We start from the raw sequence: 21,036 nt of genomic DNA, 5'->3' as shown, positions 1-21,036 counted from the left end.
GTCACGATGGTCGCGATGCGAGTGCCTGGACGACCCCACCCCGTGATCCGGCAGCGACGTCGTCGCAGCACCGGACTGCTCACCGCCGCCGTCGTGGGCGCGCTGACGGCGGGGCTCGTCGCCGTCGCCGGGCCGCAGCTCACCGCGAACAGCACCGGCGTCCCACAGCCGGACGCCGGTCCGGATGCGGCTCGGGCACAGCCGGCGCCGGACCCGGACACCTGCGCCCCGATGGTGGCGGCGCTGTCCCCCCGCGACCGGCTCGCCCAGCGTCTGATGGTCGGGGTGGACGCGGCCGACCCGGCCGGCGCCACCGCGATCGTGCGGGACTCGCAGGTCGGCGGGGTGTTCCTCGGCGGCAACGCGACCGCGCTGCTGCAGGACGGCCGGCTCGCGGCGCTGCAGGAGGCGTCCCGCACGCCGCTGGCCGTCGCCGTCGACGAGGAGGGCGGCCGGGTCCAGCGCATCGACGAGCTCGACGGCGACGTCCCCAGCGCCCGGCAGATGGCCGCGTCCGACAGCCCCGAGCAGGTCACCGAGATCGCCCGCGAGCGTGCCGAACAGCTGAAGGCCCGCGGCGTGACCTGGAACCTCGCGCCGTCGGTGGACGTCTCCGACCAGCCGCGCACCGCCGTCATCGGGGACCGGTCGTTCTCCGACGACCCGGCCACCGTGACCCGCTACGCCGCGGCCTGGGTGCAGGGCCAGGAGGCCGGCGGGGTGTTCGGCGTCCTCAAGCACTTCCCCGGCCACGGGCACAGCTCCGGTGACTCGCACAAGGGGTCGGTGAGCACCCCGCCGCTGGAGGAGCTGCGCGCCGGTGACCTGCGGCCCTACGCCGACCTCGTCGGACCGGGGAAGCCGCTCGACGGGCGGGTCGGGGTCATGCTCGGCCACCTCGACGTCCCCGGCCTGACCACCGACGTGCCCACCAGCATCGCCCCGGCCGCCTACCGGCTGCTGCGCGAGAACTACCGGTTCGACGGTCTCGCCATGACCGACGACCTCGGTGCGATGAAGGCGATCACCGACCGCTTCGGGCTGGCCGAGGCCACCACCCGGGCCCTGACCGCGGGCGCGGACATGGCGCTGTTCTCCAACGTCACCCCGGTCGCACCGCTGCTCGACGCCGCGGAGAAGGCGCTGGCCGACGGGCGGCTCACGGCGCAGGACAACGACACCGCCGTCGCGCGGGTACTGGCGGCCAAGGGCCTCTGCCACCGCGGCTGACCCGGGTACGCACGAGGGCCCCGCACGACTCTGTGCGAGGCCCTCGGCCGGGGAGAACGACGGTCAGGACGCCATGTCCAGCCCGCCGTTCACACTGATCACCGAGCCGGTCACGTACCCGGCGCGGTCGTCGACGAGGAACTGCACGGCCCGGGCGATCTCGTCGGCCTGGCCGAGACGGCCGACCGGGATCTTCGAGACGATCTTCTCGAGCGCCTTCTCCGGCACCGCGGCGACCATCTCGGTCTCGATGAAGCCGGGTGCGACGCAGTTGACCGTGACGCCCTTCTTCGCGACCTCCTGGGCGAGGGACTTGGAGAAGCCGATCAGGCCCGCCTTGGAGGAGGCGTAGTTCGCCTGCCCGATCGAACCGATCTGGCCGATCACCGAGGAGATGTTCACGATCCGGCCGAACTCGTTGCCGGTCATGTGCTCCAGCACGGCCTTGGTCATGTAGAACGCGCCGGACAGGTTGATCCGCAGCACGGCGTGCCAATCGTCGACGGTCAGCTTGCGGACGGTCTTGTCGACGGTGATGCCGGCGTTGTTGATCAGGTAGTCGACGCGGCCCTTCTGCTCCAGCACCTCGGACACGACCCGCTGGCAGTCCTCGGGCGAGCCGACGTTGCCCTGGTGCACCGAGATCGACGCGCCCTCGGCCTCCAGCTTGCCCTTCAGCTCGTCGGCGGCCTTGGAGTTGGACGAGTACCCGGCGGCCACGTGCACGCCGGTGCGGGCCAGCGCGGTGGTGATCGCCGCACCGATCCCGCGCGCCCCCCGGTCACGATGGCGACGCGCTGCTCCGGGTTGGTGTCGGTGATCGCGGTCATGCGGTTCCTCCAAGGGTGTCGAGTGTGCGCTTCATGCCCCGCTGGACCGCATCGGCCAGGTAGGGCCGGAGCTGGTCGGGGCTGACGATCCGGTGCACCGAGCCGACGGACCGCGCCCGCTCGATGGAGTGCTTGGTGTCGAACTCCTCCGCGACCTGGCCGAGCTTCTCGGAGCGGACGTCCGGCCGGAGCGTGGCGAGGTCTCCGCGCAGCCGGGCCGCCGTCGCCTCGTCCCCGTCGGTGACGGCCCGGGTGATCCGGGCCTCCAGGTCGGTGATCCGCTCGTCCTTGGCGGTGCGGTCGTTGACCTCGCCGGCGAACACGACGGCCGCCGCGGGCGCCCCGCCGAGCACGGAGGCGTAGGAGCCGGTGATCGCGGCGACCTCCATGTTGTCGTTCAGCGTTCCGGAGAACACCACGAACGCGCCGCCGTGGTAGCGGGAGACCACGCAGAACACGATCGGGCCGTCGAAGTTGACGATGGCCCGGCCGATCTCGGCGCCGTTCTCCAGCTGCAGGCCGCGCAGCGACTCCGGCGAGCCGTCGAACCCGGACAGGTTCGCCAGCACGACCAGCGGCCGGTTGCCCGACGCGGCGTTGATGGCCCGCGCGCACTTGCGCGACGAGCGTGGGAACAGCGTCCCGGCGGTGAACTGGGACGGCCCGTCGACCGGGCGCGGCCCGCGCCGCGGCAGCGGCCGCGACTCGATGCCGATCATCGCGATCGGCTGGCCGCCGAGGTGGGCGTCGAGCGCGACGACCGACTCGGCGTCGTGCATGTCGGCCCAGCGCTCCGACGTCGGGTGGTCGGCGTCGGCGACGCCGCGCAGCACCGAGCGGATGTCGAACGGCTTCTTGCGCTCCCGGTTGGTCTCCGGCGCCCAGATCTCGCCGAGCGTGGTGAACTCGCAGTTCGGCCCGGAGTGCGGGGCGGTCGTGACGTCGCGGGAGACCGGGTCGGTGGTCGGGGCGGGCCGCGGGAACCGCTCGCCCGGCTGGGTCCAGGTGTGGGCGTAGTGCGCCAGCAGCACGCCGACGGCGCCGCTCAGGTCCGGCGCCCAGTACTGCGCCTGCCCGTTCGGGCCCATGATCCGGTCGTAGCCGCCGATGCCGAAGTTGTCCTCGGCCGACACCCCGCCGGAGAAGTCCAGCGAGTGCTTGCCGGTCAGCACCATGGCCGAGTCCGGCGTCATCACCAGGATGCCCTTGGTGTGCATGAGCATCGTGGCCTCGGCGTTCCAGTAGGGCTGGGCGCCGACGTTGATGCCGGTGACGACGACGTTGAGCTCCCCGCCGTCCTGGGTGAACTCGATGATCCCGCGCAGCACCCGGGAGATCCAGTCCATGTTCTCGGTGCCGGAGTCCATCGCGATCTTCGCGCCGGCCGAGACGGCGAACCACTCGATCGGTACGTCCAGCTCGCGGGCCAGGTGGATCGCGGCCAGCACCCGGCGGCACTCCGGCTCGGCGATCGCGCCGAGGGCCCGGGTCGGGTCGCCGAGCAGCACGACCCGCTTCATGCCCTCCGGGTAACGCCGGGTCGGCACCGAGACGACGCCGAGCACGAGGTTGGCCGTGTTGCCGCCGGGCGCGCGGTCGACCGGCACCGGCAGGGCCGGGTCGTCGGAGTCGACGAGGTCGTACTCCTGCCAGGTGCCGGGGCCGGCGTCGATCGGGGCGGTGAGCAGCGGGACGATCTCGTACGGGTAGACGGCGCCGCGGCGACGGGCCTTGAGCACCTTCTGGTCGTAGGCGTCGAGCTCGCGCATCGGCTCGGTCGGGGGCTGGTCGAGCTTGACCTGCAGCCCCGCGCCGGGCGGGCGCGACATGCGCAGCAGCATCGAGCGCGGACCGCCCTGACCCCCGGTGACCTGCGGATCGGCCGTGCGGAACTCGACGAGGACCTGCTCCAGGCCGAGGTTGGCCGTGCGCGGCGCGAGCCGGCGGACCACCGAGTCCAGCTCGGCGAGCGGGACGTCGACCTCCGGCCACACGTAGAGGGCGATCCGGTTCCACGACATCCGGGCCAGCGTGCGGTCCCCGGCGCGGGCGGCACGCAGCGAGTTGATGCAGGCGTCGAGCGCCCGCTCGAACTGCGGCAGCGAGCGGACCTTGCCGGTCTCCTCGTCGCGCAGCACGGTCAGCTCGCGGACGTCGGCCATCGCGACGAGCCGGTCGTCGGCGGTGACCTCGCGGCCGGTGGCGCGGAACAGGTGCACGTCGGTGGCGGCGGGCAGGCGGTGCAGCTCGAAGTCGCGGAAGCGCCACAGCCGCAGCCGGTCCGCGACGAGCGGGTGCATGCCGCGCAGCGTGCGGTCCTCGACCAGCTCGCCGGTCTCGTCGGGCCGGAAGGTGAACCAGGTCGGCGGCTCGGCCTCCTCGCTCGCCGTGCCCGCGGCGCGCGGGTTCGGGCGGACGGCGACGGCGACCCGGTGCAGGTGCGCGGGCACCTTCCCCAGGGCGGCGCGGACGCGCTCGGCGCGGGCGTCGGGGTCGCCGCCGTCGTCGGCCTTGGTCGAGGTGACGTAGAGGTCGACGAGCGCGGTGCGGTCCCCGTCGAGCTCGCCGACGCGGCGGCGCAGCTCGTCGGCCACGGCCTGCGCGGCGGCCGGGTCGTTGTTGTCGATCACCGAGGCGAAGAGCGTGCGGTCCCGGCCCAGGTGCTGGTAGCGGGCGGTCAGCAGCGGCTTGCCCGCGTGCTCGACGAGCTCCAGGTCGCGCAGCACCCGCACCCGGTAGTAGCGCCGGGTCATGACCTCCAGCAGGACGGCGTCGTGCCGCTCGCCGAACACGCCGAGGATCGGCTCCGAGGACCTGACGAGCGCGTCGATCCGGCGCGCCCGGTCCTCGGCGTCGGGGTTCTCGGCCAGCACGTCGAGGCTCTCCCGGACCTCGGCCAGCGCCCGGTCCCGCTCGGCCGCGACGACCGGCGCGTCGAACGCGCGGTAGCGCACCAGCCGGGCGGTGTCGCCGACGACCGGGTGCCGCAGCTGGGTGGCGACGACGACCTCGTCGAGCGTGCGCAGGTAGTCCTCGCGCGCCGCGGGGGACAGGTGCGCGACCGACTCCGGGTGGCGCAGCCGCCAGTTCAGCAGGTCCAGCACCACCGGCACCTGCTGCGGCGCGCGGCGGTGGGCCAGGAACATCCGGTACAGCGCCGGGCCGAGATCGTCGCCGCGGCCCGCGCCGCCGTCGATCTCGGCGACGCCGTAGTGGGCCAGGGCGCGGCGCAGCTTGGCCTGGAAGGACTCGGGCAGGCCCTCGTCCTCGGCGTCGCGGGAGCGCAGGTAGGCGTAGAGGTACTCCTGCGGGTTGCGCTCGGTCTCGCCGGTCTCGTCGTCGGTCTCGGACCGGTTGCGCGAGAGCTGGCACAGGTCGGCGAAGATCTGCAGGACGGCGGTCTCCCCGGCCAGCACGGCCGGGTCGTCGGCCGCCAGCCGTTCGCGGGCGCCGGCGAGGCGGCGCAGCTGCGGGCGGGCCTGGCGCTCGTCGACGTCGAAGCCCAGCACCTGGAAGCGCAGCGCGGACAGCGCGTCGGCCGCGGCCGCGGTCGCGGCGGGGTCGGTGTCGGCGCCGGTCGCGGCGAACGCGGACAGGTCGGCGCGCTCCCCGCTGGGGGTTGCGGCGTCCGCGTCGGCCGACGGCTCCAGCCGCACCAGCTTCGTGCCGCCGTCGACCTGGGTGTTGGCCGGGACGAGGATCTCGGCGACGGTGCCGTCGAACGGCGCCCGCAGCGAGGTCTCCAGCTTCATCGACTCGACGATCGCGAGGGTGTCCCCCTCGGCCACGGTCTGGCCCACGGTGACCGGCAGCGCGACGACCATCGCCGGGGCGGGGGCGCGGACGATGCCGGCCTCGCCGCCGGAGATGCGGTGTACGGCGCCGTCGACCTCCACGAGGTAGTCCGCCTCCTGCGCGACCGAAAGCACGGTCCAGGAGTGGTCGCCGACGGTGAGCCGGCGCTCGTAGGCGCCGTTGCGCTCGACGTCGACGTCGACCGAGGTCCCGTCCAGCTCGACGGTGTAGCGCCCGGCGCGGGTCCGGGCGACCTTGAGCTTGTAGGACTGCCCGGCGACGGTGACGTCGGTCTGGTGCCAGGTCTCGTAGCCCACCTCGGGCCGGCCGGCCTCCGCGGAGCGGAACAGCCGCTCCTGCTGGCGGGCGACGTGGCCGTCGTGGCTCAGCACGGCGGTGGCGAGCAGCGCGACGTCGAGCCGGCGGGGCGGTGCGTAGCCCTCGGCCATCATGCCGTCGAGCCAGGTGGTCTGCAGCTCGCCCGAGCGGAACTCGTCGCGGTCGAGCAGGTCCAGCAGGAACGCCTTGTTCGTGGAGCCGCCGTCGATCACCGCGGCGGTCTGGCGCAGTGCCCGGGACAGCCGCGCGCGGGCCTCGTCGCGGTCGCGGCCCCAGGCGATCACCTTGGCGATCATGGAGTCGAACTGCGGCGGGATGACGTCACCCGCGGCCACGCCCGTGTCGACCCGGATGCCGGGACCCGACGGCAGCGCCAGGTGCTCGATCCGGCCCGGGGCGGGGGCGAACTCGCGCTCCGGGTCCTCGGCGGTCAGCCGGGCCTCGATCGCCCAGCCCTGCGCCGCCGGGACCTCACGCGCGACCTCGGCGAGCGTGCCGCCCGCGGCGACGTGCAGCTGCAGCTTGACGATGTCGACACCGGTGCAGGCCTCGGTGACCGGGTGCTCGACCTGCAGCCGGGTGTTGACCTCGAGGAAGGAGAGCAGCTTCTCCTCGGGCTGGTAGAGGAACTCGACGGTGCCGGCGTTGACGTAGCCCGCGGCGCGGGCCAGCTCGGCGGCCGAGCTGCGCAGCAGCTCCTCCTGCGTGGGGTCGAGCGCGGTGGAGGCCGACTCCTCGATCACCTTCTGGTTGCGCCGCTGCACCGAGCAGTCGCGCACCCCGAGGGTCCAGACGTCGCCGGTGGCGTCGGCGACGACCTGCACCTCGACGTGCCGGCCGCCGGACACCGCGCGCTCCAGGAACACGGTCGCGTCGCCCGCGGTCCTCGACGCCTCCGACGCGGCCCGCTCGAAGGCCTCGTCGAGCTGCTCGGGGCCCGCCACGTAGCGGATGCCGCGCCCCCCGCCGCCCGCGGTGGCCTTCACCATCAGCGGGTAGCCGACGGTCTCGGCGGTCTTGCGGGCCGCCTCGACGTCGGCCACCGGGCCGCCCGACCACGGCGCCATCGGCACCCCGACCGACTCGGCCAGCTGCTTGGACGCGATCTTGTCCCCGAGCCGGCGCATGACCTCCGCCGACGGCCCGACGAAGGTGATCCCCAGCCGCTCGCACAGCTCCGCGAACTCGGCCTTCTCCGACACGAAGCCCCATCCGGGCCAGACCGCGTCGGCGCGGGTGACACGCAGCGCGCGCTCCAGCTCGGCGTGGTCGAGGTAGGGGCTCGCGCCCATGTGGTCCGGGTCGTCCGGACCGATCAGGACGGCCTCGTCGGCCTCGCGGACGTACATCGCGCGGCGGTCGACGGCGGTGTGCAGCGCGATCGTGCGCAGGCGGCGGTCGGGCCCGTTCTGGGCGTTCCACTCACGGACGGCATTGATGAGCCGCATGGCGGGCTCGCCGCGATTGACGATGGCGATGCGCGAGAACATGGCTGGGGTTCACTGCTCCTACGAGTGCGACGACGAGGTGGCGGCGGGGTGCCGCACCGACATCGTCGTCGTGCGGTCGGCGGGTCGGTACGGACGGTCGCCCGGGCTGTGCCGGAATGCGGGCGGGCTCACCTCTCGGACAGGGATCTTCCCGCCCACTGTGGCCCGTGTCACCCGGTCGTGCTACTCGCCGAAGGCGATGCGGACGTCGTCGGAGGTCGGGGCGACGGCCGGCTCGGCCACCGCGGCGGCCGTCGGGTCCAGGTGGACCTCCGGCGCCATCACGGCCGGGTCGATCTCCAGCACCGCGTAGCCGCCCACCGCGCCGGCCCCGAAGCCGGGCGCGAAGACCCGGGTCCGGCCGGCCACCACGCCGTCGGCCACGGAGTCGAACAGCGCGATCGGGATGGATGCCGCGGACACGTTGCCCATCGACTCGATGTTGAAGTACAGCTGGTCGGCCGAGAGCCCCGCCTTGCCCGCGAGCTGCAGGATCATCGTCTTGTTCGCCTGGTGCGGGACGATCAGGTCGACCGCGTCGAGCATCGTGCCCTCGCCGTCGGGTCCGGCCTGCTCGGTGAGCTCGTCGATCATCTGCGCCAGGTAGCGGGCGACCAGCGCCTTGACCTCGGGGCCGTAGACGGTGATGTCGTTGTCGAACTCCGGGTTCGGCCAGATGATCGAGTTCACCTGGGTGTCCGGGCCCGACGCGTAGGTCTGCAGCAGGTCGACGTCGCCGCGCTCGCCCTCGGCGGCCGGGGCGATGACCATCGCGGCCGCGCCGTCGCCGAAGATCATCCGCGAGGTGCGGACGTTGCCGATCTTGTCGGAGAACTTTTCGACGCAGACCAGCAGGACCGGCCGGTTCACCTCCTGCAGCTGGCGCACGGCCTCGGACAGGCCGTAGGGCAGCCCGGCGCAGGCGGCGATGATGTCGGCCGAGCAGTGCGTCTGCAGCAGGCCCAGGCGACCGGACAGCCACGTCGACAGCGACGGGATGAGCCGCTCGCTGGTGCAGGTGGCGACGAGCACGGCGCCGATCTCGGAGCGGTCGCGGCCGGAGTGCTCCAGCGCGCGGACCGCTGCGGCCCAGGCCAGGTCCTCGATGTCGAGCTCGGTGTAGCGGCGCTGGTCGATGCCGGTCTTGGCGGCGATCTCGTCGGCGCTCATCGGTGACCAGGAGAACGCGGAGTTGCGGACGACGTCGTCGTTGGAGCAGACGTGCTCACCCCGGACGACGGCGAGGGCCTCCACCTTCGGCTGCACCGCGAACGCCTCGCGCACCCGGATCGGGGGCAGCGGGGCGACGGGCTCGACCGGGTCGGACTGGGTGGAGAGCCGGCCGCGCCGCGCCGGACGGGCGCCAGTGGCGCGGTCCAGGAACTGCTCGACGTCGCGGTTGCGCGGGTGGAAGGCGATGACGTACTCGTCGTCGCCGATCTCCTCGGCGGTGCGCAGCTCGGTGGAGGCACGGTCCCAGGGGTACTGGTTGTGCAGCACCATCGCCCACCGGGTCAGGGCCTCGAGCTCGGGGCGCTCGGCGTGCGCGTCGAGGATCTCGGTGAAGGAGAAGACTGGGTAGTCCGGGTCGTGGTGGGGCACGACGAAGGTCTGCGCGCCGGGCGTGGTGAGGAACTGTTCGACGGTCGGCTTGACCGCGGGCAGCTCGGTCGCGTGGTGACGGCGGTTGCCGTAGACGTCGAAGAGGAGGTCGAAGATGCGGCGCTCGGTCTCCTCGTCCCAGGTGGTGGGGAGCGCGGCGAAGGCGTCGGCGACGGCCCGGATCTTCTTGTCGCCGTCGCGCCAGGGGGTGAGCAGCGGGAGGAAGACGTCGGCGCGGTGGCGGGGGAGGTCACGCCAGCGGGTCGGGCGCTTCTCGAACATGGTGAGCGTGTACCGGTTGACCCAGAACAGGTTCTGGCTCATGTCGCGCAGCAGCGCGAAGCGACTCTCGTAGGCACCGTTGGTGACCCGCTCCAGGGAGGCTTATTCAGGGTGATCATGAAGTGCGGTGTTTCTCCAGGTCGGGACCGCAGCGAGGTAGCCCGCCAGGCGGCCCTGAATAAGCCTCAGGATGTCGGTGCCGGTGGGCGCCTTTGCCTCGAAATCGCGACCGACGATGGCCGTGAACTGTTCCAGATCGTCGATGACGGAAAAATCGAGTTCACCGAGAAAATTGGCGGGAAAGACCAGTCGGTCGTGGTTGTTGACCACGAACGGTTTCATGTGACGACCTCCAGCAGCGGCGACGACCGGCGGAATCGCCAGGCGGGACGCGGTGCGGCCTGGTCGATCGGATCGGTTGCGGTGCCTGCAACGCTATCGATGAACAGTCACGATCGGAATGTGATCCAGCCGCCGAGTGTGCGCTCTCACGGATGGTCGGTCAACTCCGACTGTTACCGGCGAGAATGTTACCGGTCGGTCTACTCGCCGGTTCTCGGAAAGAGCTCCGCAGACCCGCAGGTTGACGGGCGGGCTGGTCCACAGTGGAACGATCACCGGGCGTGGCCGGTCGGTCCCGGCACGTGCACACGCCGACGGGGGCATGGTCGTCGGCGTCACAGTCCGCGCGGTGATCGTCACCCGCGCTCCGGGGTGCGCGCCATCGTCCGAACGGGGGAGGACGGGGCTCGTCCTCCGATGTGGACGGTCGTACGCGGGAGCCGCGGCGGCCGCCCGGCGGCGCACGGTGGGAATGCGACTGCGGAATGCGATCCCGAATTCCCGGACACCGTTCCGGGGAACTCCGGTGTTCAGCCGTGGGCGGTCGCCGGGGCCGGGGCCGCGACGGTCTCCGCCTTCGGCGCGGGCGTGAGCAGCACCAGGACCGTGGCGAGCAGCCCGGCGGCGCCCGCCGCGACGAAGGAGATCGTGTACGCCGTGGCCGAGGGCGGTCCGCCGTCGCCGAGCACGTAGGTCGCCGTCACCGCGGCGACGACCGCGGTGCACGAGCTCGTGCCGAGCTGCCGGGCCAGGGTGTTGAGGCTGTTCGCCGCGGCGGTCTCCGACTCCGGCACCGCCCGCATGATCGTCAGTGGGATCGCCGAGTAGGCGAGCGCGGCGCCGACCGCGGCCACGGTCGAGGCGGCCATCAGGAGCGGCACCGTCGAGGGCATCGCGGCGAAGGCGAAGTTGCCCGCCCCGAGGAGCAGCGTGCCGACCACGAGGGTGGTGCGCGGGCCCCGCAGCCGCGACAGCCGGGCCGAGGCCGAGGAGAACACCACCATCGACCCGCCCATCGGCAGCAGCACCAGCCCGGCGACGACGAGCGAGAGCCCGAACCCGTAGCCGGTCGAGACCGGGGCCTGCAGGATCTGGGTGGCGAGCACGAAGCCCGCGAACATCGCGAAGCCCACCAGCACCGAGGCGAGGTTGGTCAGCAGCACGGCGGGCCGTGCCGAGACCCGCAGGTCCACCAGCGGCGCGGGGACGCGCAGCTCGTACCAGGCGGTCGCGGCGACCAGCACCACGGTGCCGGCGAACAGGCCGAGCACGGTCGCCGACGTCCAGCCCCAGTCGTCGCCCTTGGAGATCGCCAGCAGCAGGCACACCAGTGCCCCGCCGACACCGAACGCCCCCGGCACGTCGAACCGGCCGCCGGTGCGCAGCCGTGACTCGGCCACCAGCCGCCGGACCAGCAGGATCTGCAGCACGCCGAGCACCGCGGCCCCGGCGAACAGCCAGCGCCAGCTCGCGAACTGGGCGACGACGCCGGTGATCGGCAGCCCGATGGCCCCGCCGAAGCCGAGCGAGGACGACATCAGCCCGACCCCGGACCCGACCCGGTCGGCGGGCAGGACGTCGCGCATCAGGCTCATCCCGAGCGCGATCACGCCGAACGCGGCGCCCTGCAGCACTCGGGCGACGAGCAGCAGCTCGATCCCGGGCGCCAGCGCGCCGAGCAGCGACCCCGCCCCGACCAGGCCGAGCGCCACGAGCAGCATCCGGCGCTTGCCGAACATGTCGCCGAGCCGCCCCAGCACCAGCACCGGCGCCGACACCGCGCCGGCGACGAGGTTGGCGGTGATCAGCCACGACGCCGTCGACCCGCTGACGTCGAGCAGCTCCGGGAACCGCGGCAGCAGCGGCACGACCATGGTCTGGACCAGTGAGACGAGCAGTCCGCAGGAGGCCAGGACGGCGATCGCGACGCCGGGGCGCGGCGGCGCCGGTGCGGTTCCCCCGGGGTGGGTGCTCTCGGGCTGCTGGTGCGGACGGCGTGCCCGGAACACTCGACCTCCGTGGTGGGGTGACGGATCGTGCTGACGGCGGACCCCCGCCGAAGCGGGAGTCACCCATCAGATGAGCACGCCGGTCACCCGTCCGGCAAGCCGGGTCACTCCGCGCGCGGGGGGACCGGCTCGGGCGGCGGCGGGCCGTCGTAGACCGCGGAGGGGCGGATCAGCCGGCGCTGCGCGGCCTGCTCCAGCACGTGTGCACACCAGCCGACGACCCGGCTGACCGCGAACGTCGGCGTGAACATGCTGCGGGGGATCCCGCAGCCCTCCATCACCACGCCCGCGTGGAACTCCACGTTCGCGAACAGCGGGTGGTCCGGACGCAGCTCGGCGAGGGTGGCGGCGACCCGCCGTTCGACGTCGGCGGCCCGCGCGGGCAGCGGTCCGCCCAGCTCCGCGGCCACCTCGCGCAGCAGCGCCGAGCGCGGGTCCGGCCCGCGGTAGACGGCGTGGCCGAACCCCATGATCCGCATCCCCGCGGCGAGCCGGTCGGCCACCCAGCGCTCCGGCGAGCCGCCGGCGTCACGGTCGATCGCGTCGAGGCTCTCCAGCGCGCGGTCGGGGGCGCCCCCGTGCAGCGGCCCGGCGAACGCGCCGAGCGCGGCGACCACGCAGGACGCGACGTCGGCGCCGGTGGAGGCGACCACCCTGGCGGTGAAGGTGGAGGCGTTGAAGCCGTGGTCCACCGTCGCCACGAGGTAGGCGTCGAGCGCGCGGACGTGCGCCGGCGCGGGCTCGGCGCCGGCCAGCATCCACAGCCAGTTCGCGGCCGACGACAGGTCGGTGCGCGGGGCGACCGGGTCGAGACCGTGACGCAGCCGGTGCAGCGCGGCGAGGACGGTCGGTGTCGCGGCACAGACGGTCGCGGCGTCGCGGGGGCCCGCCGTCGGGTCGTCCCAGAGCGGCCGCATCCCGTGCTGCGGGCCGAGCAGCGACAGGGCGGTGCGCAGCCCGGCGAGCAGGTCGGGTCCGCAGGCCTCGGCGATCGCGGGCAGCTGCGCGGCGACGGCGTCGGGCAGGGCCCGGCGCTGCGCGGTGGTAGCGGTGAACTTCGCGAGCTCGGCGGTGCCCGGGAGGCGGCCGTGGACGAACAGGAACCACACGTCGTCGAAGGTGCGGGTGCGCGCGAGGTCGACCGCGGAGTACGGGCCGTAGTGGTAGAAGCCCTCGTCCCCGCGGACGTCCCCGATCCGGGTAGTGGTGACGGCGACGCCGCGCAGGCCCGGTGGGACCTGCGGGGCGGCGGTGCCGGTGCTGTCGGTGCTGGTCATGACCGGACCGTCCGCCCGTCGGGAATCGTTGTCAATATTGATCGGATCAATGTTGATACGGTCCATCTCGTGGAGTACCTGACCGTCGCCGAGACCGCGGAACGCCTCGGCGTGAAGCGGGAGACCGTCTACGCCTACGCCAGCCGCGGGCTGCTGACCAGCGTGCGCGGCGCGCAGCGGCGGGGCAGCCGGTTCGCCCAGGACGAGGTGGAGGCCCTCGCCGCGCGCGGCCGGGAGGCGGGGGAACCGTCCGGGACGGTCGAGCGCATCAGGACGCGGATCACACTCGTCGCCGACGGGGGGCCGTGGTTCCGCGGGGTGGCGGCGCCGGCGCTCGCGGGGTCGGCGGACCTCGAGCAGGTCGCCGCGCTGCTGTGGGAGGTCCCGGGCCGGGTGTCGTTCGACGCCGCCCCGGACCTGCTCGCCCCGGCGCGCGCCGTGCTCGCCGCCGCCCCCGCCGGGGCACGGGCGACCGACCGGTTCCGGCTCGCCGTCGCCGCGGTGGCCGCCGCCGACCCGCTGCGTGCCACCGCCCGGCCGGGCGCGGTGGTGGCGACGGCGTCGGCGCTGCTGGGGACGGTCGTGACCGCACTCGCCGGGGACCCGGGGTCCGGACCGGCCGACCTGGCGGAGCGGTTGCTGCCGGCGCTCCTGCGTGACCCGGGCCGGGCACCCGCGCCGGCGACGGCCGGGCACGTCCGCGCCGCGTTGGTCCTGCTCGCCGACCACGGCCTGGCGTCGTCGACGGTCGCCGCCCGGGTCGCCGCGAGCACCCTGGCCGACGTGCACGCCGTCGTCTCAGCCGGGCTCGGCGCCCTGGACGGGCCCCGACACGGACTGGTCAGCGGGCTCGCCCACCGCTTCCTCGCCGAGGCCCGGGACGACCCGTCCGGCGCGCTCGCCCAGCGGTTGCGGGCCGGCGAGCGGGTTCCGGGCTTCGGGCACTCGGTGTACCGGGGCGCCGACCCGCGCGCGACGGTGCTGCTCGACCGGCTCCGCGCGGACCCGGCCGCGGACCGCGTCGTGGCCTGCGTCGACGCCGTCGTCGCGGGGATGGACCGGGGTGGGGACGGCCCCGCCCCGAACGTCGACCTCGCGCTCGCCGCGCTGATGCACGCCCACGACCTGCGCCCCGACGCCGGCGAGCTGCTGTTCGCCTGCGCCCGGACCGTCGGCTGGGTGGCGCACGCCCTGGAGGAGTACGCCGAGCCCGGCCTGCGGTTCCGGCCGACCGGCGTCTACACCGGGCCGCGGCCCGGGTCGACCAGCGAGGCGAGCACCACCACGTTGTCGGTGTAGCTGCGCACGCCCCGGTCGAACGTCCCACCGCAGGTGATCATCCGCAGGCCCGCGCCGGGCAGATCGCCGTAGACGGCCGCGGTGGGGAAGCGGTCCTTGGCATAGCGACGGACGGCCTGGACCTCGAAGGTCGCGGTGGTGCCGTCGGCGCGGTCGACCGACACCAGGTCACCGGGGGCGAGGGCGTGCAGCCGGAAGAACGGGCCCGGCTCGTGGTCCCAGTCGACGTGTGCCGCGAGCACCGCAGGCCCCCGGGAGCCCGGCGCGGGGGCGCCGGTGTACCAGCCGGTGGCGGCACCGTCGGGTGGCACCTCCAGCGTCCCCCGCCCGGTCAGGCCGAGCGGGACGAGCCCGCTGTCGAGCCCGATCGAGGTCGCCCGCACCCGCACCGGGTCCGACGGCGGCAGCGGGGCCGCCGCCGGGCGGAGCGTGCTCGTGGGCAGCGGCGGAACCGTTCCGCCGATCGCCACCGGCGGCGCCCCGAGCGGCACGGCCAGCGCCAGCACGACGAGCACCCCCCACCACACCCGTCGCACCCCGCGCGGCCCGCGGCGGCCGTGCGGCCCGGGCAGCTCCCGCGGACCGGCCCCGCACGCGGGGCCGCAGCGCCCGCGTCCGACCGGCCTCGTGCCCGGCGGACCGGTGTGCGCGGGGGTGCGGGTCACGAGTGGCGGGTGGTCAGGGGGAGCGACGCGCGGCCGGTGCGGCGCCCGCTCCACACGACGACACCCGCCCCGGCGGCGAGGACCGCACCGGTCCCGACCAGCAGGAACACCGTCGGGTCGACCCCGGCGCCGCCGGAGCCGTCACCGGCCTCGACACCGCCGCCGGGGACCGCGCGCACCTGCCCGGTGCCGGCGGCCGCGACGAGGTCCGGGCCCTCGCAGGCCCGGCCGTCGCCGTCGCGATCCAGGTTGTTCGGGTCCGAGGGGTCGGCGGCGAGCACCGCCTGGGCCTGGGCGCGGGAGAGGTCGACGCAGTCCAGGTCGCTGCCCCGCCCGGCGGCGGGAGCACCGGCCGCGGGAGTGGTCGTCTGCGGAGCCGTGGTCGTCTCCTCGGGCGCCGTCTCCTCGGGGTCGGTCTCGTCCGGGTCGGTGGCGTCCGGGTCGTCGTCGGCCGGCGTCGCGTCGTCGGTGGGGTCCTCGGCCGGCGGCTCCTCGGTGTCCTCCTGGGCCGGGGCCGTGACGGCGCTCGTCACCGGGGTGGCGGCCGGTTCCGCGGCCGACGCCGCCCCGGCCAGCGGGAGCCCGGCGAGCGCGGCGAGGGTGACGGTGGCGGCGACGGCGCCGGTGCGGCGGACGAGCGAACGTGCGGTCATGATCCACTCCCTGTGACGAACGTGATCCTCGTGACCGGTGGGGCGAACGGGACGCCCTGTCCGATGGCGGAGAGTGAAGCGACACCCGGTCGGCGGGGCCAGACAAGTCGCCCGTACGGGGATCACCGGGGCGAGTGGTGTCGCCCGGAGTGACCGGCTCCTCGGCGCGCCGGGCGCGCCCGGGGCGGTGCGACGTCCAGGATGGCGACGTGACCACCACCCCCGTCCCGCCCCGTCGCCGTCGCCGGTCGCTCGACGACGGCGTCTCCGACGCGTTCGTCGAGCTCTGGTCCCAGCGCCGGCCGTGCGTCCTGGTGACCCTGCGCCGCGACGGCACCCCGCACGCGGCGCCGGTGGGGGTGACCGTCGACGTGGCCGAGCGCACCGCCCGGGTGATCTGCAGCGGCGGGTCGCAGAAGGCGCGCAACGTCGCCGCGGCCGGACCGGACGGGGCCCGGGTCAGCGTCACCGTCGTCGACGGGCGCACCTGGTCCACCCTGGAGGGCCGTGCCGTCGTGCGGGACGAGCCCGACGTGGTCGCCGACGCCGAGCGCCGCTACGCCGCCGAGTACAAGCAGCCCCGGCCGAACCCCCGGCGGGTGGTGCTGCAGATCGCGGTCGACCGGGTCCTCGGCAACGCCTGAGGGGATACTCGCCGGTGTGGACCTGCCGGAGACGACCTTCCTCGGCCACAGCACCCTGCGACTGCGGATCGGTGGCCGCACCGTCCTCACCGACCCGGTGCTGGGGAACTCGGTCGGCCCGTTGCGCCGTACCGCGCCGGCCGTCGACCCGGCGGGACCCGCGGGGGTCGACCTGGTCCTGATCTCCCACCTGCACGCCGACCACCTGCACCTGGCCTCGCTGCGCCGGCTGCCCCGGTCGGTGGAGGTCGTGGTGCCCACGGGGGCGGGCGACTGGCTCCGCCGCCGCGGCGTCGCCCGGGTCTCCGAGCTCGCCGTCGGGCAGACCCGCGTCGTCGACGGGCTGCGCGTCACCGGCACCCCGGCCGACCACTCCGGGCACCGGTGGGGGCCGCGGTTCACCCACGGACCGCAGACCGACGCGATGGGCCACCTGCTGGAGGGCGACGGGCTGCGCGTCTACGTCGCGGGGGACACCGGGCTGTTCCCCGGGCTCGACGACGTCGCCGCCCAGGGTCCGATCGACCTCGCCGCGCTGCCGGTGTGGGGCTGGGGCCCGAACCTGGGGCCGGGGCACCTCGACCCGGCCGGCGCCGCCGAGGCCGTCCGGCGGCTCGCACCGGCCGTCGCGGTGCCGGTGCACTGGGGGACCCTCGCCGTCGCCGGGCTGTGCTCGGTCCCGGGGCGGACCGGGTCCCGGATGCGGGAGCTGCTCGTGCGCCCGCCGCACGACTTCGCCGACGCCGTCGCCGCGGCCGGGCTGCCCACCCGCACTCTGGTGCTCCCGCCCGGTGCCGCCGTCGGGACGCCGGCGTGAGCGCGCTGCAGCTGCTGGCCGCACCCGCGCAGGACTGGCTCGAGGCCGAGCTCAGCCCGGACGCCGGGCGGATCGCCTACCTCGTCGTCGCCGGGGGAGTGCTGCTCGGGTCGGTGCTGCCGGTGGTGCCGACCGGCGCGATCGTCGGTGCCGCCGCCGCGACGGCGATGACGAGTTCCGCGCTGTCGCTGCCGGTGGTGCTGCTGCTGGCCTTCGCCGCGGCCCTGCTGGGTGACCTCGTCACCTTCGCCGTCGCCCGGCTGGCCGGTGACCCGGTCCGCGCCGCGGTCGCGGGCGGGCGGCTCGGTGGTGCGCGCACCGCGGCCCGGATCGAACGCATGCGCGGCGCGTTCGCCGAGCGCGGCTGGCTGGTCGTGCTGGTCGGACGGGTCGCCCCGGCGGGGCGGGTGCCGACCCTGATCGCGGCCGCGGTGTCGGGGATGACCTGGGCGAAGCTGGTGCCCGCCGTCGCGGCCGGTGCGGTGCTGTGGACGCTGCTCTACGGCGTGCTCGGGGTGCTGACCGGCAACCTCACCGACTCCCCGGTGGTGGCGGCGCTGCTCGCGGTCGGGCTGGTGGCCGTCGTCGCCGGGGTCACGGCGCTGGCCGGACGGGTGCGGTCCCGGCTGCGGGCCCGCCACCGGGTCGGCTGAGACCGGACGGCCCACCGGCGCACACGGAACCGGCCGGGCGCGACGGGAGGGGGGTGTCGCGCCCGGCCGGAGTGGGTGCCCGGGGCGTGGCGTCGCCCCGGGGAGATCGCATCAGTTGCCGTCGCCGAAGGGGTTGATGCCGAACGGCAGCTCGCCGGAGGAGCCGTCCTGCGGCACGGTCCGCGCCCCGTTCTGGGCGGTCGCGGCGGCGGTGTCCTTCACGCTGCCCAGGGTCACCGGCACCTCGCGGGCACCGGAGCCGCTGCCGACGGTCAGCGTGACCTGCTGGCCGGGGGCGAAGTTGCCGACCCGGGCGATCAGGTCCGCGAAGCTCGACACCGGGTACTCGTTGACCTTGGTGACCACGTCGCCCGCCTTGATCCCCGCGGTCGCCGCGGGCGAGTTCGGCTCCACCGCCGCGATCTGTGCGCCCGCGGTCTCGCTCGGGGCGCCGCGGGAGGCCGACACCGCGCCCTGCACACCGAGCTGCGGCTTGGTCGCGACGCCGGAGTCCATCAGTTCCTGGGCGACCCGCTTGGCCGTGTCGACCGGGATCGCGAAGCCCAGTCCGATCGATCCGGAGCTCTGGCCGGCGGTGGCGATCGCGGAGTTGATGCCGACGACCTGCCCGGCCAGGTTGACCAGCGGGCCGCCGGAGTTGCCCTCGTTGATCGGGGCGTCGGTCTGCAGGCCGTTGTAGACGACCAGGGGCTGGCCGTCGCCGCCCGCGGTGACGGTCCGGTTCAGCGCGGAGACGATGCCCGCGGTGACGGTGCCGGACAGGCCCTGCGGGGAGCCGTTCGCGACGACCTGCTCGCCGACCTGCACGCTCGAGGACTCCCCGAGGGTGGCGGGCTTGAGGTCCCGGGCGCCCTGCAGCTTGATGACGGCGAGGTCGTAGCTGGGGGAGGTGCCGACGACGGTCGCGGTGTACTGCCTGCCGTCGGAGGTGGACACGGTGATCCGGCCGCCGCCGGCGGCGTTCGCCACCACGTGGTTGTTGGTGAGGATCTGGCCGTCGGAGGTCAGGATGACCCCGGAGCCCTCGGCGAGACCCTGCGCGGTGCGCACCTGGATGTCCACCGTGCTCGGGGTGATCGCGGCCGCGGCGCCGGCGATCGAGCCGTCGGCGGGGGTGGCCGGGGTGCCGGGTGCGGGGGCGCTGGTCAGCGTGGCCTGCGAGGAGGGGCCGTCGAGCACGAGGTAGGCACCGCCGACCCCGGCCGCGCCGCCGACCAGGGCGGCCGTCAGCGCGACGGCGGCCAGGCCCGCGCCGAACCGGCGCGGCGGCTTCGGTGCCGGCCCCTGCTGGGGGAAAGGCGGGTAGACCGAGGTGGGCGGGCTCCCCGCGCCGTACGCCGGGATCGTGGGGTTGCTCGTCGTCGCCCACGGCGGCGGAGTCTGGGGCCCCTGGCTGCCGCCCTGCTGCCGGTGGTCGGTGTCGGTCACGGTGGTCGCCTCCTGTGCGCGGGTGTCGTCGTCGCCGGTCGGGTGGGCGGGGGCCGCCCCCTCGTGACGCGGTGCGGGCCGGACGGGGTCGGTGGCGCCGCCTGCGGTGGAGGTCCGTCCGTCGGACGGCTCGCCCGTTCCCGGCCCGTTCTCGGTCATGGTGCAACTGTGCGCCGCGACCCTGAGACGACCCTGTGACCGCGCTGGGAATCGCTCGGGCATCGGGTGAGAGTGCCCGTCGCGGCCGCGCCGGTCGGTCGGGACGCCCTGGTCAGGAGAGGGCGCCGTCCCACGGTGACGACCCGGCCCCGGCGCGGCGAGCGCGGCCCCGCCGAGGACCCCCACCCACAGCACGGGGCGGAACCTGGACGGTCTAGGCGACCAGCTCCACGATCGTCGCGTTGGCGGTTCCGCCGCCCTCGCACATGGTCTGCAGCCCGTAGCGGATCCCGCGGTCGCGCATGTGGTGCACCAGGCGGGTGAGCAGCACGGTGCCCGAGGCGCCCAGCGGGTGCCCGACGGCGATCGCCCCGCCGAGCGGGTTGAGCACGGCGTCGTCGGCGCCCAGTTCGGCCTGCCAGGCCAGCGGGACCGGCGCGAACGCCTCGTTGACCTCGCACGCGCCGATGTCACCGATCGACAGCCCGGAGCGCTTCAGCACCTTCTGCGTCGCCGGGATGGGGCCGGTCAGCATCCGCAGCGGGTCGGCGCCGGACACGGCCCCGGAGTGGTAGCGGACGATCGGGGTCAGGCCGAGCTCGCGGGCCTTCTCCGGGGTGGTGACCAGCACCGCCGACGCGCCGTCGGAGATCTGCGAGCTGTTCCCGGCGTGGATCACCCCGTCCGCGGAGAACGACGGCTTCAGCGCGGCCAGGGTGTCGGTGGTCGTCCCGCGGCGCAGGCCCTCGTCGGCGGTGAACCCCGGCGCCCCGGGTACCTCGACGAGCTGGTCGTCGAACGCGCCGGCGTCGATCGCGGCGGCGGCGAGCTCGTGGGACCGGGCGGCGTAGGTGTCGAGCCGGGTCCGCGACAGCGTCCAGTCCCGGGCGATCCGCTCGGCGCCGACACCCTGGTTGAAGTCGCCGTTCGGGAACTCCCCGGACTCCAGGTCGGCGCGGTAGCGCTCGCGCACCAGCGGTCCGTAGGGACGCCCCAGGTCGCGGCCCGCGCCCAGCGGCACCCGGGTCATCGACTCCACCCCACCGGCGACGACGACGTCGTACTGCCCGGCCAGCACCATCCCGGCCGCGAAGTCGAACGAGGACTGGCTCGACCCGCACGCCCGGTTCACCGTCACCCCGGGCACCGACTCCGGCCAGCCCGCGGCGAGCAGGGCGTAGCGGCCGATCTGCGCGGCCTGGTCGCCGACCTGGTTCACGCAGCCCCACACGACGTCGTCGACGACGGCGGGGTCGATCCCGGTCCGCTCGACCAGGGCGGTCAGCACGGCGGCGGACAGGTCGACCGGGTGGACCTCGGCCAGCGAACCCTTCCGCTTCCCGATCGGTGTGCGGACGGCGGCACAGACGACGGCCTCGGGCATGACGGGTCCTCCTCGGTCACCGGTGACACGACTCGTTCGCGACGCTAAGCCATCGCAGGGGGTCGGCGCTGAGAGGGCGGTCACACCATCGGATGCGCATCAGGTGTCGAGCCGCTC

General features: G+C 74.7%; 15 protein-coding genes. 5 read left to right on the top strand and 10 right to left on the bottom strand.

Going from position 1 to position 21,036, the window contains the following annotated elements; genetic code table 11:
* Positions 1 to 45 precede the first annotated feature (45 nt).
* Positions 46 to 1,230, top strand: a complete 1,185-nt coding sequence (locus KPL59_RS04245) for a glycoside hydrolase family 3 N-terminal domain-containing protein (RefSeq protein ID WP_374111597.1) — start codon at positions 46 to 48, stop codon at positions 1,228 to 1,230.
* 63 nt (positions 1,231 to 1,293) lie between these two features.
* Here KPL59_RS04245 and KPL59_RS04240 read toward each other — a convergent pair whose 3' ends face one another.
* The 6 genes from KPL59_RS04240 to KPL59_RS04215 form a co-directional block, all read right to left on the bottom strand.
* Positions 1,294 to 2,073 carry a beta-ketoacyl-ACP reductase gene (locus KPL59_RS04240; protein ID WP_226360002.1) on the bottom strand — a complete coding sequence of 260 codons (780 nt, stop codon included), beginning with the start codon at positions 2,071 to 2,073 and terminating at the stop codon, positions 1,294 to 1,296.
* On the bottom strand, positions 2,057 to 7,684 hold the full coding sequence (locus KPL59_RS04235) for a biotin carboxylase N-terminal domain-containing protein (protein ID WP_226360001.1): 5,628 nt from the start codon (positions 7,682 to 7,684) through the stop codon (positions 2,057 to 2,059). The genes KPL59_RS04240 and KPL59_RS04235 overlap by 17 nt, the downstream gene beginning before the upstream one ends.
* A 183-nt stretch (positions 7,685 to 7,867) precedes the next feature.
* The gene (locus tag KPL59_RS04230) at positions 7,868 to 9,610 is read right to left on the bottom strand and encodes a 3-oxoacyl-ACP synthase III family protein (protein WP_226360000.1); all 1,743 of its coding nucleotides are present in this window, start codon (positions 9,608 to 9,610) and stop codon (positions 7,868 to 7,870) included.
* Between the two features lie 60 nt (positions 9,611 to 9,670).
* Entirely contained in the window at positions 9,671 to 9,910 is a 240-nt protein-coding gene (locus KPL59_RS04225) for a hypothetical protein (RefSeq protein ID WP_226359999.1), read from the bottom strand.
* Between the two features lie 530 nt (positions 9,911 to 10,440).
* Positions 10,441 to 11,919, bottom strand: a complete 1,479-nt coding sequence (locus KPL59_RS04220; RefSeq protein WP_226359998.1) for an MFS transporter — start codon at positions 11,917 to 11,919, stop codon at positions 10,441 to 10,443.
* Between the two features lie 104 nt (positions 11,920 to 12,023).
* Positions 12,024 to 13,196, bottom strand: coding sequence for a citrate/2-methylcitrate synthase (locus KPL59_RS04215; RefSeq protein WP_226350922.1), 1,173 nt, complete (start codon positions 13,194 to 13,196; stop codon positions 12,024 to 12,026).
* Positions 13,197 to 13,265: 69 nt separating this feature from the next.
* Here KPL59_RS04215 and KPL59_RS04210 point away from each other — a divergent pair, with 69 nt between their 5' ends.
* Positions 13,266 to 14,495: a citrate synthase gene (locus tag KPL59_RS04210; protein ID WP_226350921.1), complete on the top strand. Its 1,230-nt coding sequence runs from the start codon at positions 13,266 to 13,268 to the stop codon at positions 14,493 to 14,495.
* On the opposite strand, the gene KPL59_RS04205 is transcribed toward KPL59_RS04210, so the two are convergent.
* Entirely contained in the window at positions 14,435 to 15,160 is a 726-nt protein-coding gene (locus KPL59_RS04205) for a class F sortase (RefSeq protein ID WP_226350920.1), read from the bottom strand. The genes KPL59_RS04210 and KPL59_RS04205 overlap by 61 nt on opposite strands.
* Positions 15,157 to 15,813 (bottom strand): hypothetical protein, encoded by a 657-nt coding sequence (locus KPL59_RS04200; protein WP_226350919.1) that lies wholly within the window; start codon positions 15,811 to 15,813, stop codon positions 15,157 to 15,159. The genes KPL59_RS04205 and KPL59_RS04200 overlap by 4 nt, the downstream gene beginning before the upstream one ends.
* Positions 15,814 to 16,022: 209 nt before the next feature.
* Between KPL59_RS04200 and KPL59_RS04195 the strand changes: the two genes are divergently transcribed.
* From KPL59_RS04195 to KPL59_RS04185, 3 genes are read left to right on the top strand one after another with little or no spacing between them, the layout of a single operon-like run.
* Complete coding sequence (locus tag KPL59_RS04195) at positions 16,023 to 16,457, top strand: TIGR03618 family F420-dependent PPOX class oxidoreductase (RefSeq protein WP_020622685.1); 435 nt, start codon at positions 16,023 to 16,025, stop codon at positions 16,455 to 16,457.
* A 16-nt stretch (positions 16,458 to 16,473) separates the two neighbouring features.
* Entirely contained in the window at positions 16,474 to 17,274 is an 801-nt protein-coding gene (locus KPL59_RS04190; RefSeq protein ID WP_226359997.1) for an MBL fold metallo-hydrolase, read from the top strand.
* On the top strand, positions 17,271 to 17,927 hold the full coding sequence (locus KPL59_RS04185; protein ID WP_020621552.1) for a DedA family protein: 657 nt from the start codon (positions 17,271 to 17,273) through the stop codon (positions 17,925 to 17,927). Before KPL59_RS04190 ends, KPL59_RS04185 begins: the two co-directional genes overlap by 4 nt.
* A gap of 111 nt (positions 17,928 to 18,038) precedes the next feature.
* Here KPL59_RS04185 and KPL59_RS04180 read toward each other — a convergent pair whose 3' ends face one another.
* On the bottom strand, positions 18,039 to 19,535 hold the full coding sequence (locus KPL59_RS04180) for a S1C family serine protease (protein ID WP_226359996.1): 1,497 nt from the start codon (positions 19,533 to 19,535) through the stop codon (positions 18,039 to 18,041).
* Positions 19,536 to 19,749: 214 nt separating this feature from the next.
* Positions 19,750 to 20,919 (bottom strand): thiolase family protein, encoded by a 1,170-nt coding sequence (locus KPL59_RS04175; RefSeq protein ID WP_226359995.1) that lies wholly within the window; start codon positions 20,917 to 20,919, stop codon positions 19,750 to 19,752.
* Positions 20,920 to 21,036 lie beyond the last annotated feature (117 nt).

Origin of the sequence: Pseudonocardia sp. ICBG1142, assembly GCF_020496255.1 — a bacterium.
GTDB lineage: Bacteria > Actinomycetota > Actinomycetes > Mycobacteriales > Pseudonocardiaceae > Pseudonocardia.
The sequence above is the reverse complement of the archived record's forward strand: the minus strand, read 5'-3'. Positions and strand labels throughout refer to the sequence as shown.

What these genes read in the sequence shown, in the direction of transcription:
- KPL59_RS04235 (WP_226360001.1), bottom strand. Translation starts at nt 7,684, where the DNA reads ATGTTCTCGCGCATCGCCATCGTCAATCGCGGCGAGCCCGCCATGCGG.
- KPL59_RS04230 (WP_226360000.1), bottom strand. Translation starts at nt 9,610, where the DNA reads ATGAGCCAGAACCTGTTCTGGGTCAACCGGTACACGCTCACCATGTTC.
- KPL59_RS04225 (WP_226359999.1), bottom strand. Translation starts at nt 9,910, where the DNA reads ATGAAACCGTTCGTGGTCAACAACCACGACCGACTGGTCTTTCCCGCC.
- KPL59_RS04215 (WP_226350922.1), bottom strand. Translation starts at nt 13,196, where the DNA reads ATGACCAGCACCGACAGCACCGGCACCGCCGCCCCGCAGGTCCCACCG.
- KPL59_RS04200 (WP_226350919.1), bottom strand. Translation starts at nt 15,813, where the DNA reads ATGACCGCACGTTCGCTCGTCCGCCGCACCGGCGCCGTCGCCGCCACC.
- KPL59_RS04180 (WP_226359996.1), bottom strand. Translation starts at nt 19,535, where the DNA reads ATGACCGAGAACGGGCCGGGAACGGGCGAGCCGTCCGACGGACGGACC.
- KPL59_RS04175 (WP_226359995.1), bottom strand. Translation starts at nt 20,919, where the DNA reads ATGCCCGAGGCCGTCGTCTGTGCCGCCGTCCGCACACCGATCGGGAAG.